We start from the raw sequence: 16,440 nt of genomic DNA, 5'->3' as shown, positions 1-16,440 counted from the left end.
GTACCTAACGCCGCATTAGCGGCGTTTTTTTTACGTAGCGCGATGTGTTTGTTTAAGTTTTTGAATCTGAAAGACTTTAAGCGTATTCAACAATGCTGTTTATCAGTTCTTCATGAATGGCTAAAGACGGATTCTGATAAGACGCCAAGTTATCTTCTAGGTTATCGTTTACTTCCACCAGAACGTGATTCATTGATTCGACTAATCTTAGGGTCACTTGTTTTTCATTATCATCATAAAGTGCAAGTGCATCTTCTTTTGTCACTTGTAAATCACGCTCCCCCTGAACAATGGTCGTTTTACCCTTTCTTTGGGATAGTAGTAAGCAGGGATTCTGTCTCAGTAAGGAATTCATATAAGGCTGGGCTGAGGGTCTAAATAACGGAAAGAGGCTCTCGCTGATGTGAGTGACATTTTCACCTTGTTTTAATGCATCGATAATGGCTTCGCCTTCATTAACAAGTTGGGGAGCGCGCGCTGAAAGTTGTTCCAATATGATTTGGTCTATTGTGCGACCCGGTGTAGCGATGAGCACAAGCGTATCAATGTCTGTTTTCAGTCCTGCAGCCAGACCGATGAGCCCACCTTCACTATGACCAATGACACCCACTTTAGATGTTGAAATTTTTTTCGCAGCCAGTCAATCACGTAAACAGCGTCGTTAATATAGGTATCAATGGTGAGGTTTTCTTCTTTTAACCCGTCTACCTTACTTTCACCGACACCTCTTTTGTCATAGAGGTATGAAACGATGTTGTGGTGAGAAAGGCCTCGAGCGAGCTTTTTGTATGTGTCCGTTGTTATCGATTGTTGATTACCATCTCTATCCGTAGGGCCACTTCCAGCAATGATCAAATACACCGTTTTGCCATGTTGAGAGGATTCTGGTTCGACTAAAGTTCCTGTCAGAACTCCAACTTTAACATCAGTTTCTGCCACACAATTTGCTTTATTCACTGTCATTGAAACCTCCTAATCGGTGTTTCACGTGAAACACTAGCGGTTAAATTCAAATGACTAAAGAACACGTTTTGCTGTTTGCGAGCAGATTAGTGAGTCCAATTATTAGATGGGCACAAAAAAGCCCAGTCGATTTTCCAACTGGGCGATGTTTCACGTGGAACTTTTGTGGAGAATTAAGACTCGGCGTAAGCCTTTTCCACTTCCTCTTTAAGTATCTCAATACCTCGCGCAATGGCATCATCATCCTGAACATAGTTCATTCTTAGGCACTCACGGGTATGGTCCCAATCCAGTTCTGAACCAATAAAGAAGTACTCGCCAGGTACTATCAGTAAACCGCGTTGCTTTAGGCGCTGGTAAAGTTCTTTGGTGCTGATGGGTAGCCCTTCAAACCAAAGCCAAAGGAAGATAGCACCTTCTGGTTTGTGGATTTTGAATCGCTCATCAGGAATCGCTTTCTGAAGAAGCTCGATGCTACGTTTGGCTTTCTTCTGATAGAAAGGCTTAATGACAGTTTCACTGAGCGACAGTAAGTCACCGGTTTTAATCATCTCAAGTGCGAGTGCAGGGCCAACACTACAAGGTGACAAGCTGACAATACCATTGATGTTGGATAGGGCAGTGATAATCTCTTCCTGCGCAATGACAATGCCGCAACGTACACCGGGCAAACCTAACTTTGATAAGCTTGAACACAGGATAGTGTTCTCGTTCCAGAAAAGCTTCACATCTTCGAAGATGATGTTAGGGAAGGGGACGCCATAAGCATTGTCGATGATGAGGGGAATATTGTTCGCTCGCGCCAGCTTATCAAGCTTTACGATCTCTTCATCAGTAAGAACATTACCGGTTGGGTTTGTTGGTCGTGAGGCACAAATAGCCGCAACTGAGTCATCAATTTCCAGTGCATCAAAATCTACGTGGTATTTAAACTGGCGGTTATCCAGATACTCGATAGTCGGCTTGAAGCTGGTAAAGATATCAGGGTCTAAACCCGAATCGGCGTAACCAATATACTCAGGTGTTAGAGGCAAGAGGATCTTCTTAAAGCTGCCGTCATCATACTGCCCACCGAAAAGGTTGAAGAGATAAAAGAAGGCGCACTGACTGCCATTGGTCAGCATGATGTTTTTAGATGTCACCTGCCATCCAAATGTCTTATTCAACATCTCAGCCAGCGCTGCGATGAACGCAGTCTTACCTTGTGGTCCATCATAGTTAGAGAGTGCTGCGACAAGAGAGCCATCATCTAGCATCCGTCTACTCAAGTCTTCGAAATGCTCAAGCATTTCAGGAATCGCCGCTGGGTTGCCACCACCAAGCATAATGGCATCCGGGTTTCTTAGTCCGTCATTGAGATCGTCCATCAACTGTGTGATGCCGGAATGCTGAGAAAACTTATTTCCAAACTTAGAAAACTGCATAGCGCGAAACCTATTTAATCCTTTGTTCCTTCAGGTTAGTCGACAAACCATAACTGATTCATTGCACAAAATGAATGCAATTTCTGCTTTCTTTTTAACATGTAGCGGACGGCGGAAAAGCTGTCGTTTTAGATAAGGGAAGAGAGGGAGTTAGTAAGCGTTTCGAGAAATGTTCCACGTGAAACATACTGAAAATTTTAGATTAGATAGAATCGAAGACATCGCTGTAGAGGCTGTGAATGAGGCTGGTGGAAAGACAATTTTATAGATACAAAAAAGCCCCGTTCAAACGGGGCTCTTGATTAACTTTTCTTGCCGAGCTTATTTCTGAAGCAGAGAGATATCTGCAACATTCATAAACTGGCCACGCAGGGTATTGAGCAGTGCCAGACGGTTCGCCTTCAGCGCTTCGTCTTCAGCCATTACCATCACGTTGTCGAAGAAGGTATCAACAGGTTCGCGCAGGTCTGCCAATTGGGTCAGTGCAGCTTGGTAATCACCGGCTGCAAAGACAGGCTTCAGCGTTTCAACCATTGTGGTGACTTTCTCTGCCAACGCCTTCTCTGCATCTTCAACTAACAGATCACGGTTGATGGTGTCAGACAATTCGCCGTCGTATTTCGCCAGGATGTTACCAACACGCTTGTTTGCTGCTGCCAGAGACTCAGCGGCATCCAGTGAGCGGAAGTGCGTTACAGCTTTCACGCGTTTGTCGAAATCAGCCGGTTGGGTAGGGTTCATCGCAAGCACGGCTTGGATGGCATCAACGCTATGGCCTTCGTCCTGATACCATGCACGGAAACGACCCAGCATGAATTCGATAACGTCAGCTTCAACCTTATCGTTAGTCAGACGGTCGCCGAACAGCGATTTGGCTTTGGCAATCAGATCGGTCAGATCCAGATCGTAACCGTACTCAACGATAATGCGAAGGACACCCAGAGAAGCACGACGCAGCGCGAATGGGTCAGAACCTTTTGGTGCCTGGCCAATACCGAAGATACCTACGATGGTATCCAGCTTGTCTGCCATCGCCAGTGCTGAAGAAACACCATTGCCTGGCAGTTCATCACCTGCGAAACGCGGCATGTATTGCTCATTCAGTGCAACGGCAACGTCTTCTGCTTCGCCATCATGACGCGCGTAGTGCATACCCATCACGCCCTGAGTTTCGGTGAATTCGAAAACCATGGAGGTCATCAGGTCGCATTTCGCCAGAAGGCCTGCACGTTTTGCTTTTTCGACGTCAGCACCAATCTTGTCAGCAATGTAGCCGGCAAGCTCAGTGATGCGGTCTGTCTTGTCTTTGATGGTACCCAACTGCTTTTGGAAAATAGCCGTTTCCAGCTGTGGCAGACGGTCAATCAAAGGACGCTTACGGTCGGTGTCGAAGAAGAACTCTGCATCCGCCAGACGAGGACGAACCACTTTTTCGTTACCTTCGATAACGTGGCGAGGTTCCTTCGATTCGATGTTTGATACGAAGATGAAGTTAGGTAGAAGCTGCTTGTCTTCGCTGTACACAGGGAAGTACTTCTGATCGCCTTTCATGGTGTAAACCAAGGCTTCTGAAGGAACCTTCAGGAACTCCTCTTCGAAAGTTGCAGTCAGTACCACTGGCCACTCAACCAGAGAGGTGACTTCCTCAACCAGGTCATCTTCCAGATCAGCAATACCACCAACCAGCTCTGCTGCCTTTTGGGCATCAGCGATGATAGTGGCTTTACGTGCTTCGTAATCAGCAATGACTTTACCGCGCTCTTCCAGAATCGCAGGATACTGGTCAGCATTGTCGATGGTAAATTCCGCTTCACCCATAAAGCGGTGACCACGAATGGTACGCGCTGAATCAACACCCATGATGGTGCCTTCAATCAGCTCGTCACCCAACAGGATAGTCAGGGTCTTCACCGGACGGATGAACAGGGTGTCTTTGTCACCCCAGCGCATTGGCTTTGCGATTGGCAGATTCGCCAGTGCTTTGTCAGCCAGTGCAACAACGATGTCTTTGGTGTTCTGGCCTTTAACTTCTTGCTTGAACAGCAGCCATTCACCTTTATCAGTCACCATACGATCGGCTTCTGATACATCGATACCACAACCACGCGCCCAACCTTGTGCGGCTTTGGTTGGGTTGCCGTCTGCGTCAAAAGCGGCAGAGATGGCAGGGCCACGTTTCTCAACCATCTTGTCAGCTTGTTGGCCAGCCAGCGCAGTGACTTTCAGTGCCAGACGACGAGGGGTTGCGTACCAAACCATACCTTCGTGGGTCAGTTCAGCGTCTTTCAGCTCTTGCTCAAAGTTTGCCGCAAATGCTTCAGCCAGTGTACGAAGTTGCGTTGGTGGCAGCTCTTCAGTACCCAGCTCAATCAGGAAATTGTTCGCCATCTTACTTCTCCTCACCCTTTTTACACATTGGGAAGCCTAGAGCTTCACGGGATGCGTAGTACGCTTCAGCAACTGACTTGGTCAGGTTGCGGATACGCAGGATGTAGCGTTGACGCTCGGTCACTGAGATAGCTTTGCGTGCGTCCAGCAGGTTAAATGCATGACCTGCCTTCAGGATGCGCTCATACGCTGGCAATGGCAGAGGCTTCTCAAGCTCGAGAAGAGACTTACACTCTTTCTCGCACTGGTCGAAGTAAGTGAATAGGAAGTCTACGTCAGCGTATTCGAAGTTATAGGTCGATTGCTCCACTTCGTTTTGGTGGAAGATATCGCCATAAGTCACTTTACCGAATGGGCCATCAGTCCATACCAGATCGTAAACTGAATCGACGGCCTGGATGTACATCGCCAAACGTTCGATGCCGTAAGTGATTTCGCCGGTAACAGGCTTACACTCAAGACCACCTACTTGTTGGAAGTAAGTAAACTGGGTGACTTCCATGCCGTTCAGCCAAACTTCCCACCCAAGACCCCAGGCACCCAGTGTCGGGTTCTCCCAGTTGTCTTCTACGAAGCGGATGTCATGAACTTCAGGGTCAATACCCAGCACACGCAGCGAACCAAGATACAGTTCCTGAATGTTGTCTGGAGACGGCTTCAGGATGGTCTGGAACTGGTAGTAGTGTTGCAGACGGTTAGGGTTTTCACCGTAACGGCCGTCAGTTGGACGACGAGAAGGCTGAACGTAAGCTGCTGCGATTGGCTCTGGACCAATTGCACGCAGACAAGTCATTGGGTGAGAGGTGCCTGCACCTACCTCCATGTCGAGCGGTTGTACGATGGTACAACCTTGTTGGGCCCAGTAATCCTGCAGCGCGAGGATCATGCCCTGAAAAGTTTTAACGTCGAATTTTTGCATCGTCAGGTTCGCGCGATTTAATGAAGTGAAAATAACACGCGATTATAGCGCGCAAGGCTTGGGATAAGTAGGGGTAATGGCGGTTTTTTGTCCTTTGGTTTCAAAGGTGGTGAGCGGGGTCGAAAGGTAAAACGGGGAGAGGTTGTATTCCGTCAGGCGTTGAGGCTAAAATGCGCTCGCTCTTGGGGAGTAGTCTCTCGCGCCAGCGAGGCCATTATCAACATATTTGAAGCTCAATCTTCATGGTAATGGCGACACACGATAGTGGGTTTGACGAGACCAATGACACTTTACGCGAACCGGGCGGGGCGCGTGGGTTGTCATGGTTTTCGAATAATAATCCTCGCCCTGGAAGACAATAATGAGCGTGTTAGCGATATCCATTGCCACCGTTGCGTTGGCAGAAATTGGTGATAAAACCCAACTCCTTTCCCTGTTACTGGCCAGTCGATACCGAAAGCCAGTACCTATTATTCTTGCTATCTTTTTCGCCACAATCCTTAACCATGCGGTTGCTGCCTGGCTGGGTGTGGTTGTTGCCGATTATCTTACCGAAGAAGTCTTGCGTTGGGTGCTGATCGTCAGCTTTGCGGTGATGGCTGTTTGGGTGCTAATCCCTGACAAGCTCGATGACGAAGAAAGTGTGTCAAACCGGGGTCCATTTGTGGCGAGTTTCATCGCCTTCTTTATTGCAGAAATTGGCGACAAAACCCAGGTGGCAACGACTGTACTCGGTGCTCAAAATGCTGAAGCGCTGACCATGGTCATTATTGGTACGACTATCGGTATGCTGCTGGCTAATGTCCCGGTGGTCTTACTGGGTCACAAGGCTGCAAATGCATTGCCATTGAACGTTGTACGGTATGTGACGGCAGGGTTGTTTGCGGTACTCGCGATCGGTACTTTCTTTATGCGATAAGAAACATAACCAGACGCCTGAATGTGTGATTTCATCAGCAACCTCTCCGACGGTTCCATGGTAGTTTGGCGTTAGTGTCATCGTGATTAAGGAGCGTGTTATGGACAGGTTTCTGGCGATCAGCCCTAAAAGCCAGATGTGGCTGTTCCACTTTGCACTGGCGCTGAATATTCTTGGAATGGTGTTAACTGATATGTGGGTTCCTATGGTGGTTGGCGCAATAGTAACCACTTACTTATCTATTGATGCTATGGTGAGAGTGCGTTACGTATTACCAATGAAAAAGGCCATGCGGGAACTGGAGCATGAAAACGCCACGCTCAGGCGGAAAGTGAATGACGTTGAGCAAGCATCAGATTACTGACAGACACGAAAAAGGCAGCCAAGGCTGCCTTTTTCATTTCCGCTCGTTTGTCCGTTCAGAAGATCTTAAAGACCTTTCTTGATCAGATAGCGGAATGGGCTGGTTTCTGACTCATGGGCAACAAGGGTGTGGTCCATGAAACGGCAGAAACTTGGGATGTCGCGTGTCGTTGACGGATCGTCCGCCGTCACCAGTAAGGTTTCACCCTCCGCCATGTTGCGGATTGTTTTTCTTACCATCATGACCGGTTCCGGACAACGCAGGCCTTCTGCGTCTAAAAAGTGATCCGGATTTTCAAATTCTGAACTCATCTGCATTTATCACATTGAAAACGTCGACCCGATCATACTTATGAAGACTAAATATTCAACAGGGGTTGGTTTTGTAAAAAACATGTGTAACTTAATTAACAAGTTGTTAACGAATGATGTTCAAACGAACGTGAACATGGCGAAACAGCTAGGCTAACTCACTCATCGACTACACTCACACCCAGTTTTCTTGGGCTTCCCCGCTTTAATGCGGGATTTTTTTTATCTGGCGTTCGCCAAATATCAATAAACGCCTTTCTTAATCACCTTTATCGGTGACCGGCATGCTTATAATGGCAACGTTACCACTCTTTGGGCATGTTATGGAACTTGAAGATATCTACCGCCGCGACCTAAACCTGCTAATCGCGCTTCGTGTGCTGCTGGAAGAAGGTAGCGTGAGTAAAGCGGCTATCCGTTTAAGCCTTAGTCAGTCAGCGATGAGTAGGGTTCTGGGACGATTGAGAAGCCTTACGGGCGATCCCTTGTTTACCCGGCACGGACAACAGCTGATCCCAACCCAAAGAGCGTTGGAGTTAAATGCTCAACTGACATCGCCACTAGATACACTTCGTCATGTCCTTTCGCCTGAAGAGTTTGATCCGGCCAAGTGTGAGCAGTCTTTTAAGATCGCAACGACTGATTACGCCATGCAAACCATTTTGCCATTTGCATTGCCGCGTATTTATGAGGAAGCGCCGGGTTTGTCACTGGAGTTCGCCCCTTTGCAGCATGACCAGTTAATGCGTCAATTGACCTCGGAAGGGTGTGACATGGCGATTTGCCGCCCGACCGGTCCCGTTGACCCGCTTCAGTCTGACAGGTTGGGACTGGTGAGCGTATTTTGCATGGTGTCGAAGCATCACCCTTTGGCCGATAAAGCGCTAACGCTCGAAGACTACCTGGCTTATCCACATGCAGTGATTGCTATCAGTGATGGAGTGAAAGCGCTGATAGATGACGCGTTGCGTGGACATCCAGAGCCGAAACTGGCGCTACGTGCTTATCACCTGGAAGCGGCGGTAGCGATGTTGGATAGCCTGCCACTTATCATTACCGTTCCCGCTGACTTGGCGTATCTCGTGGGTGAAAAATATGATTTGGTGATTAAGCCACTGCCGTTCGAATTTAAGCCGTTTGATTATTCCCTGATTTGGCACCCAAGGACGGAGCATTCCGCGGCGCAGGTATGGCTTAGAAACCTAATTAAAGAAGAATGCAGCCGCCTTATCGATACGCGAATTAAAGATATGGGGTTTGTTTGACCCTCAATCTTTAATACCAATCATAGTAAGTATCTGCTCATCCTAGCTTGTTAAAATGCTCGATAACAGCGTTGAAAAATTTGATTGTAGAGTAACTACTTATCGAAATTTTTCGCCTTGTTCTCTAGCATTTTTCCTGCGCTATTTCTGATCAGCTACCTACTGTGATTGGTATAAAACTAAAAACGGAGCCCATGGGCTCCGTTTTTTGTATACCTCAAAGAAGGCTTACAGCTTGATCACCACACGGCCAGTGATTTGACCATTGGTGATGGCTTCTGCTGCTTCTGGTACTTCTTCCAGTGAGATTTCGCGACAGCCGTTATCGTAGTAGCTTGCTGGCAATATCTCAGAGATACGCTGCCACGCTTTCTGGCGACGCTCGAAAGGCGCGTATACAGAATCGACACCCAGCAGTTTCACGCCGCGTAGGATAAATGGCATGACTGTGGTTGGCAGGTCGAAACCTCCTGCAAGACCACATGCTGCGACTGCGCCGTCGTAATCAACCTGCGCCAGCACTTTTGCTAGCATCTTGCTGCCAACGGTATCTACCGCGCCTGCCCAAATTTGTTTTTCCAATGGGCGAGCAGGCTCTTCAAATTCACTACGCTCTACCACGCGCGACGCGCCCAGCGATTTCAGCCAATCACCGTTCTCGCTTGAACGGCCTGTTACTGCTACCACTTGATAACCCAGTTCAGATAGCAGCGTGACTGCCACTGAACCGACACCGCCACTTGCGCCTGTCACCAGGATTTCACCTTTCTCTGGTGTGATGCCAGCATCTTGAAGTGCCTGTACACACAGCATGGCTGTCAAACCCGCAGTACCGATTTTCATTGCCTGATCGCCAGAGAGCTTTTCTGGCAGTGGAACCAACCAGTCAGCTTTGAGGCGCGCTTTTTGTGCCATGCCACCCCAATGGGTTTCACCGACGCCCCAGCCAGTCAGTACCACTTTCTGTCCGGTGGTAAAACGTGAATCTGAAGATTCTGCCACTGTTCCTGTCAGGTCGATACCTGGCACCATTGGGAACTCACGACAGATCTTGCCCTTGCCTGTAATAGCCAGACCATCTTTGTAGTTCAGTGAGGAGTAATCCACGTCGATCAGCACATCGCCTTGTGGCAGTCGGCTAACGTCGAGTTCTTGAATGCTTGAAGTGGTGATTTTGTCAGCTTGGTCCAGTACCAGTGCTTTGAACATGGGATGTCCTCCGGAAAGGGGAATAAACGTATGAAATACAGTGTAGAACCAAAGTGGTCATGAAAATAATGAAACTAAATCATGATTAATATGCGTTAAGCGCATAGCTATATAGCTATGCTCCGCTACAAATAACAAAGCCGGGTATTAAACCCGGCTTTGATGACGACACGTTTTTGTTTAAACGCGCTCAAACACCGTAGCAATACCCTGACCTAAACCGATACACATGGTGGCGAGGCCCAGCTCGACATCATTGTGCTCCATCAGGTTGATAAGCGTAGTAGAGATACGTGCGCCTGAACAACCCAGAGGGTGCCCCAGTGCGATCGCGCCACCGTTGAGGTTCACTTTCTCGTCGACTTTATCCAGCAAGCCCAGATCTTTTGCACAAGGCAGTGACTGCGCAGCGAAGGCTTCGTTGAGCTCAATCATGCCGATGTCATCAATGGTGACACCTGCACGCTTCAGGGCTTTTTGCGTCGCCGGTACAGGACCATAACCCATGATAGAAGGATCGCAGCCTGCGACTGCCATCGAGCGCACGCGAGCACGAATTGGCAGACCGAGCGCTTTGGCTTTGTCTTCGCTCATCACCAACATAGCCGCCGCACCGTCAGACAGGGCGGAAGACGTACCAGCGGTTACTGTGCCGTTAGCTGGATCGAATACTGGGCGCAGACCTGAAAGAGTTTCCACTGTGGTTTCCGGACGGATAACTTCATCGTTTTCCATCAGGAAGAGTCCGCCTTTCTCATCATGGCCTTCGGTAGGCATGATTTCATTTTTAAAGCGGCCTTCCACGGTGGCAGCATACGCGCGCTGGTGGGAGCGGGCAGCAAAGGCATCTTGCTGCTCACGGCTGATACCATGGATGCGACCCAGCATCTCTGCAGTCAGACCCATCATACCGGCGGCTTTTGCCACAGACTTGGAAAGACCCGGGTGGAAGTCGACACCGTGAGTCATAGGAACATGACCCATGTGCTCAACGCCACCAATCAAGCAGACATCGGCATCGCCCACTTGAATGGCGCGTGCGGCATCATGCAGTGCCTGCATGGAAGAGCCACAGAGACGGTTAACCGTAGTCGCGGCTACTGTATGTGGAATGCCAGCGAGCAGCGCTGCGTTACGGGCGACGTTGAAGCCTTGTTCCAGAGTTTGCTGCACACAGCCCCAGTAGATGTCCTCGATTTCTGTTGGATCTAATTGTGGGTTACGTGCCAGCAGTGATGCCATCAGGTGCGCTGACAAATCTTCCGCACGGGTGTGGCGGAAAGCACCGCCTTTGGAGCGGCCCATCGGGGTTCGAATACAATCGACAATCACGACGTTTTTCATGTTGTTTTCCCTCTCAATTCCTTGTGGTTAGGCAGACTGTCGTTGGGCATCGAAATACCCTTCGCCTTTGGCAGCTTTGTCGCGAAGACCTTGTGGCACTTCATAGGCTGGGCCCAGATTGGCCAGTTGGTCAGCCATAGCAACATAGTTTGCCAGTCCAATGGTATCCAGATAACGGAATACACCGCCTCGGAATGGAGGGAAGCCAAGGCCATAAACCAGCGCCATGTCTGCTTCCTGAGGAGTCGCGATAATGCCTTCTTCCAGACAACGCACTACTTCGTTGATCATCGGCACCATCATGCGGTTGATGATTTCTTCGTCGCTGTAATCGGCCGCCGAACCGAGTACTGATGACAGCAGGCCTGTGACATCGGCATCCACGTCTTTCTTAGGCTTGCCTTTACGGTCAACCGAGTATTTGTAGAAACCGACGCCATTCTTCTGACCAAAGCGCTCGGACTCAAACATCACATCGACAGCATCTCGGTAGCTTTTCGCCATACGTTCTGGGAAACCTTCTGCCATCACAGCCTGTGCATGGTGCGCAGTATCAATGCCTACGACATCAAGTAGGTAAGCAGGACCCATTGGCCAGCCGAACTTCTTCTCCATCACTTTGTCGACTTTGGTGAAGTCAGCGCCGTCACGAAGCAGCATGCTGAAACCGGCAAAGTAGGGGAACAGCACGCGGTTTACGAAGAACCCTGGGCAATCGTTGACGACAACAGGGCTTTTACCCATCTTGGCGGCATATGCCACCACGCGTGCCACGGTTTCTTCTGAGGTATCCTTACCTCGAATGACTTCTACCAGTGGCATGCGGTGCACGGGGTTAAAGAAGTGCATGCCGCAGAAATTTTCTGGTCGCTTGAGCGATTTCGCCAACAGATCGATAGGAATCGTGGAGGTGTTGGAAGTCAGTACTGCACCTTCTGGTAGCAAGGCTTCCACTTCGCTCAGTACTGCCGCTTTCACTTTCGGGTTCTCTACCACGGCTTCAACAACTACGTCAGATTGCTCGATACCTGCGTAGTGAAGGCTAGGGGTAATAGAGGCAAGTACCTCTGCCATTTTCAAACCGTTAAGACGACCACGCTCCAATTGCTTGTTCAGCAGTTTGGAGGCTTCTTTCATGCCGGTTTCAAGCGAGGCCTGGCTGATGTCTTTCATCAGTACCGGCACACCTTTGCTGGCTGACTGGTAAGCGATACCGCCACCCATGATGCCTGCGCCCAATACAGCGCCACGCTCAGTTGGCTTGCCTTCTTTAGCGGCTTTCTTGGCTTTGGATTTCAGGTACTGATCATTGAGGAAAATACCAACCAGTGCCTGAGTGACATCGTTCTTCGCCAGTTTGACGAAGTGTTTGTTCTCAACCAACAGGGCACCGTCGCGGTCGGAGCGTGACGCTTCTTCAATCGCCATAACTGCAGTCATAGGAGCTGGGTAGTGAGAACCTGCCACACGCGCCACCATGCCTTTGGCCATGGTGAAGCTCATGGTGGCTTCTATCTTGTTCAGTTGCAGTGGCGCTTTTTTCTGTGCGCGACGTGATTGCCAATCCAACTTGCCTTCAATGGCTTGCTTAGCAAGGGCAATCGCAGCATCACGCAGGTCATCCGGTGCCGTCACGGCATCAACCAGACCGATTTTGAGTGCGGCATCGGCTTTGCTTTCTTTACCAGCGGTGATGAGCTCCATCGCGGTATCTGCGCCCACCAGACGTGGCATACGCACGGTGCCGCCAAAGCCCGGCATGATACCAAGTTTGGTTTCTGGCAGGCCGATACGCGCGGTGGAATCAGCAATACGGAAATCAGTAGCAAGAATGCACTCGCAGCCACCGCCCAGCGCGAAACCGGAAATGACGGAAACGGTTGGGAAAGGCAGATCTTCGAGTTTGTTGAAGATATCGTTCGCGTGCGTGACCCAATTTGAGAGCTCTTCCTCTGGCTTGGCAAACAAGCCGAGGAATTCAGTGATATCTGCGCCTACGACAAACGCTGGTTTGGCTGATGTCAGCAGCAAGGCTTTTACGTCAGACTTTTGCGAGAGAGCATTAAGCGCCTCGTTGAGACTTTCCAGTGTTGCAAGGTCGAATTTATTAACAGAGCCGGGTGCATCGAGGTTCAGCTCCGCAAGGCCATCTTCCAGATAGCGCACGGACAGGGTGTCACCTTGGTAAATCATGTTCTATCTCCGTATTGCCAGATCTTTGTCTGGTTTGGTTTACCTTTAGGTAGAGGGTAGTCGTTATAGTCAGCTTTAGTCTGAGCCGGGCTGAACAAAAAGGCAATAGAAATGTTAAACAGATGTTTGAAATTTGTGTTTAAACTATCTGTTTAAATCTTGCGTTCTCACTATTTCAACGAGTTAGCGCTTTTGCTGTGTTACGATTTTCTTGTGTTAAAATCCCGCGCCTTTTCAATTTATGGTGACTCGCATGAATACCTCGCCTTATCTGATCCCGTTGTCACCCGTGATATCGGAAGAAGAGATAAAGAAGAGCCGCTTTATTACCTATCTCGCCCATACGCCTGGCATCGAAAGTGCCAAAGCGTTTGTGGCAGAAATAAAAGCGAAGCATGCTGATGCACGCCATAACTGTTGGGCATTCGTTGCTGGGCGTCCTGAGGACTCGATGAGTTGGGGCTTCAGTGATGATGGAGAGCCTTCCGGTACGGCCGGTAAGCCTATCCTTGCGCAGCTATCTGGCAGTGGTGTGGGTGAGGTCACTGCAGTGGTGACGCGCTACTATGGTGGTATCCGGCTGGGGACTGGTGGGCTTGTCAAAGCTTATGGTGGCGGTGTGCAACAGGCGCTACTGCAACTGGCAACGAAAGAGAAGGCGATTACGGTTCAGTTCACAATAAGCTGTGAATACCCTCACATTGCCTTGATCGAATCGATACTGGCTTCCCATAACGCGGTTCAGGTTAATACTGAATTCAGCCATAATGTGGAGATGACAGTGGAAGTGGATGCACGGAGTGCCGAACAGATCGCAGCGGAGATTTTTAATCGCTCCCGCGGTCAGGTTAGCGTGGCCGGGCTTGATAAAAATACATAATTCAGGCTCACGCCTGAATATAAGGATGAGCCGTCCAAGGCTATGCAATTTCGTTCAATTATCCGGATTGTCGGGCTTCTTCTTGCCCTTTTCAGTATCACCATGCTGGCGCCAGCCGTGGTGGCATTCATTTACCGCGATGGTGAAGGTTTCCCTTTTGTTCTCACTTTCTTCCTTCTTCTCGCGGGCGGTGGTCTTCTCTGGTTTCCTAACCGACGTTTCAGACATGAATTGAAAGCCCGTGATGGCTTTTTGATTGTGGTGCTGTTCTGGACGGTAATCGGCAGTGCAGGGTCTATTCCGTTCATGCTGTCGGAACAGCCCAATATGTCGGTAACCGACGCCTTCTTTGAATCCTTCTCAGGCCTGACGACGACTGGGGCAACGGTGATGGTGGGGCTCGATAACCTGCCAAAAGCGGTACTGTTTTATCGCCAGCTTCTGCAATGGTTCGGGGGCATGGGTATCATTGTGCTTGCGGTAGCTATTCTGCCAGTGCTTGGTATCGGTGGTATGCAGCTTTACCGTGCTGAAATCCCGGGGCCGGTTAAAGACAGCAAGATGACACCGCGTATTGCAGAAACGGCGAAAGCGCTGTGGTACATCTATCTTGCGCTGACAGTTTCCTGCGCATCAGCTTACTGGCTGGCGGGGATGTCGGTGTTCGATGCTATCAGCCACAGTTTCTCGACGGTCGCTATCGGCGGATTCTCAACCCATGATGCAAGTATCGGCTATTTCAACAGCCCGGCGATTAACTTCATCACGGTGTTCTTTCTCTTTATCTCAGCGTGCAATTTCTCGCTACACTTTGCCGCTTTTGCCAGTGGCAAGCTACATCCCGGTTTCTATTTCAAAGACCCAGAGTTCCGTGCGTTTATCGTGATCCAGCTTATTCTGCTGGCGATTGTGTTTGGCATGTTGATTAACCATGGCACTTACGAGTCTGAGTTTGAGGCTTTTAACCAGGCTATCTTCCAGACCGTATCGATTTCCACGACAGCGGGTTATACCACGACGAGTTTTTCCGAGTGGCCATTATTCCTGCCGGTGCTTCTACTGTTTTCCTCTTTTATAGGTGGTTGTGCAGGCTCAACAGGTGGCGGAATGAAAGTGATTCGAATCCTGCTGCTGTCACTACAAGGTTCTCGTGAACTGAAACGTCTGGTGCACCCAAGGGCGGTGTACACCATCAAAGTGGGCAACAAAGCCTTGCCTCAACAGGTGGTGGATGCAGTTTGGGGATTTTTTTCTGCCTATGCGCTGGTATTTGTCATCTGTATGCTGGGGCTTATCGCTACGGGTATTGATGAGTTAACGGCATTCTCTGCGGTTGCGGCGACCCTCAATAATCTCGGTCCTGGTTTGGGCGAGGTAGCAGTTCACTTTGGCGATATTAATAGTGGTGCGAAATGGGTACTGATTGTCTCCATGCTGTTCGGACGTCTCGAAGTGTTCACCTTACTGGTTCTGTTTACGCCGACCTTCTGGCGTAGCTAATAGCTTTTATAGGAATAATGATGAAAAAGGCGCTTTTACTTCACTCTAGTCGTGAAGGTCAGACAGTAAAGATTCTTCGTTCTATTGAAAGTGAATTGTCAGGCAATTACGAATGTGAGCTGGTGGACCTGCACGACATGCCCGAGGTGAATTGGGCGGAATATGACAAGGTACTGATTGGTGCGTCAATTCGCTATGGTCACCTTAATAAGAAGCTATACCGTTTTATCGAAAACAACCTTTCTGCGCTCAACGAAAAGAAAGCTGCCTTTTTCTGCGTGAATCTGACAGCACGCAAACCTGGTAAAGACACACCGGAAGGTAGTGTCTATATGAAGAAGTTCAGAAAACTGTCGCCTTGGCAGCCAGAACTGCAAGATGTGTTCGCCGGTGCGCTCTATTATCCCCGCTATAAGCTTTTCGATCGTGTCATGATTCAGTTCATCATGAAGATGACAGGCGGCGAAACTGACCCAACTAAAGAAGTTGAGTACACCAACTGGGATAGAGTGAAGGACTTTTCAGAGCGATTTCGTTCACTTTAATGCCGTTTTGGGTGAAAAGTAATCGAACGCACCGTTTTTCATAAAAAACCTCAAAAAAGCCCTTGCCAGATTTTTAGACCTCCCTATAATGCCGCCTCACCGACACGGAGAGCGGCTCCCGCAGCGGAAACGCCCACTTAAATCGGTACGGCGAAGGCCTCAAAAATTGAGTTGAAATAAACGCTTGACGCGCTGTTTCGAATCAGTAAAATGGCC

15 protein-coding genes are annotated in these 16,440 nt (G+C 49.3%); 6 read left to right on the top strand and 9 right to left on the bottom strand.

Annotated features, from left to right (window positions below):
- Window positions 1-76: 76 nt before the first annotated feature.
- The 5 genes from QL223_RS24315 to glyQ form a co-directional block, all read right to left on the bottom strand.
- Window positions 77-610: a hypothetical protein gene (locus QL223_RS24315; protein ID WP_281546208.1), complete on the bottom strand. Its 534-nt coding sequence runs from the start codon at window positions 608-610 to the stop codon at window positions 77-79.
- Window positions 556-963 (bottom strand): hypothetical protein, encoded by a 408-nt coding sequence (locus QL223_RS24310; RefSeq protein WP_281546207.1) that lies wholly within the window; start codon window positions 961-963, stop codon window positions 556-558. The genes QL223_RS24315 and QL223_RS24310 overlap by 55 nt, the downstream gene beginning before the upstream one ends.
- Before the next feature lie 173 nt (window positions 964-1,136).
- The gene (locus QL223_RS24305; RefSeq protein ID WP_281546206.1) at window positions 1,137-2,387 is read right to left on the bottom strand and encodes a valine--pyruvate transaminase; all 1,251 of its coding nucleotides are present in this window, start codon (window positions 2,385-2,387) and stop codon (window positions 1,137-1,139) included.
- A 321-nt stretch (window positions 2,388-2,708) separates the two neighbouring features.
- Entirely contained in the window at window positions 2,709-4,775 is a 2,067-nt protein-coding gene (glyS, locus tag QL223_RS24300) for a glycine--tRNA ligase subunit beta (RefSeq protein WP_281546205.1), read from the bottom strand.
- 1 nt (window position 4,776) lies between these two features.
- Window positions 4,777-5,694, bottom strand: coding sequence for a glycine--tRNA ligase subunit alpha (glyQ, locus tag QL223_RS24295; protein ID WP_046303084.1), 918 nt, complete (start codon window positions 5,692-5,694; stop codon window positions 4,777-4,779).
- Between the two features lie 361 nt (window positions 5,695-6,055).
- Between glyQ and QL223_RS24290 the strand changes: the two genes are divergently transcribed.
- Entirely contained in the window at window positions 6,056-6,613 is a 558-nt protein-coding gene (locus QL223_RS24290; RefSeq protein WP_002540771.1) for a TMEM165/GDT1 family protein, read from the top strand.
- Window positions 6,614-6,713: 100 nt separating this feature from the next.
- Window positions 6,714-6,977: a hypothetical protein gene (locus tag QL223_RS24285; RefSeq protein WP_281546204.1), complete on the top strand. Its 264-nt coding sequence runs from the start codon at window positions 6,714-6,716 to the stop codon at window positions 6,975-6,977.
- Window positions 6,978-7,042: 65 nt separating this feature from the next.
- Here QL223_RS24285 and tusA read toward each other — a convergent pair whose 3' ends face one another.
- Window positions 7,043-7,288, bottom strand: coding sequence for a sulfurtransferase TusA (gene tusA / locus QL223_RS24280; protein WP_046303100.1), 246 nt, complete (start codon window positions 7,286-7,288; stop codon window positions 7,043-7,045).
- A gap of 323 nt (window positions 7,289-7,611) precedes the next feature.
- Between tusA and QL223_RS24275 the strand changes: the two genes are divergently transcribed.
- A complete protein-coding gene (locus QL223_RS24275) occupies window positions 7,612-8,553 on the top strand; it encodes a LysR family transcriptional regulator (protein WP_281546217.1) in 942 nt (313 codons plus the stop codon).
- Between the two features lie 228 nt (window positions 8,554-8,781).
- On the opposite strand, the gene QL223_RS24270 is transcribed toward QL223_RS24275, so the two are convergent.
- The 3 genes from QL223_RS24270 to fadB all read right to left on the bottom strand — a co-directional run bounded on the left by QL223_RS24270 (window position 8,782) and on the right by fadB (window position 13,299).
- Window positions 8,782-9,762: an MDR family oxidoreductase gene (locus QL223_RS24270; protein WP_281546203.1), complete on the bottom strand. Its 981-nt coding sequence runs from the start codon at window positions 9,760-9,762 to the stop codon at window positions 8,782-8,784.
- Between the two features lie 180 nt (window positions 9,763-9,942).
- The gene (gene fadA, locus QL223_RS24265; RefSeq protein ID WP_281546202.1) at window positions 9,943-11,106 is read right to left on the bottom strand and encodes an acetyl-CoA C-acyltransferase FadA; all 1,164 of its coding nucleotides are present in this window, start codon (window positions 11,104-11,106) and stop codon (window positions 9,943-9,945) included.
- A gap of 27 nt (window positions 11,107-11,133) precedes the next feature.
- Window positions 11,134-13,299: a fatty acid oxidation complex subunit alpha FadB gene (gene fadB / locus QL223_RS24260; protein WP_281546201.1), complete on the bottom strand. Its 2,166-nt coding sequence runs from the start codon at window positions 13,297-13,299 to the stop codon at window positions 11,134-11,136.
- 253 nt (window positions 13,300-13,552) lie between these two features.
- On the opposite strand from fadB, the gene QL223_RS24255 reads away from it, so the two are divergent.
- Genes QL223_RS24255 through hemG form a run of 3 tightly spaced genes read left to right on the top strand, consistent with a single transcriptional unit; the run spans window position 13,553 to window position 16,224 of the window.
- Window positions 13,553-14,179 carry a YigZ family protein gene (locus QL223_RS24255; protein WP_281546200.1) on the top strand — a complete coding sequence of 209 codons (627 nt, stop codon included), beginning with the start codon at window positions 13,553-13,555 and terminating at the stop codon, window positions 14,177-14,179.
- A gap of 42 nt (window positions 14,180-14,221) precedes the next feature.
- A complete protein-coding gene (locus tag QL223_RS24250) occupies window positions 14,222-15,679 on the top strand; it encodes a TrkH family potassium uptake protein (protein WP_002540760.1) in 1,458 nt (485 codons plus the stop codon).
- Window positions 15,680-15,699: 20 nt separating this feature from the next.
- On the top strand, window positions 15,700-16,224 hold the full coding sequence (hemG, locus tag QL223_RS24245; protein WP_281546199.1) for a menaquinone-dependent protoporphyrinogen IX dehydrogenase: 525 nt from the start codon (window positions 15,700-15,702) through the stop codon (window positions 16,222-16,224).
- Window positions 16,225-16,440 lie beyond the last annotated feature (216 nt).

This window comes from Grimontia sp. SpTr1, from assembly GCF_947387585.1.
Classification (GTDB): Bacteria; Pseudomonadota; Gammaproteobacteria; order Enterobacterales; family Vibrionaceae; genus Enterovibrio; species Enterovibrio indicus.
Note: the sequence above shows the minus strand (reverse complement) of the source record. Positions and strands in the feature narration are given on the sequence as shown.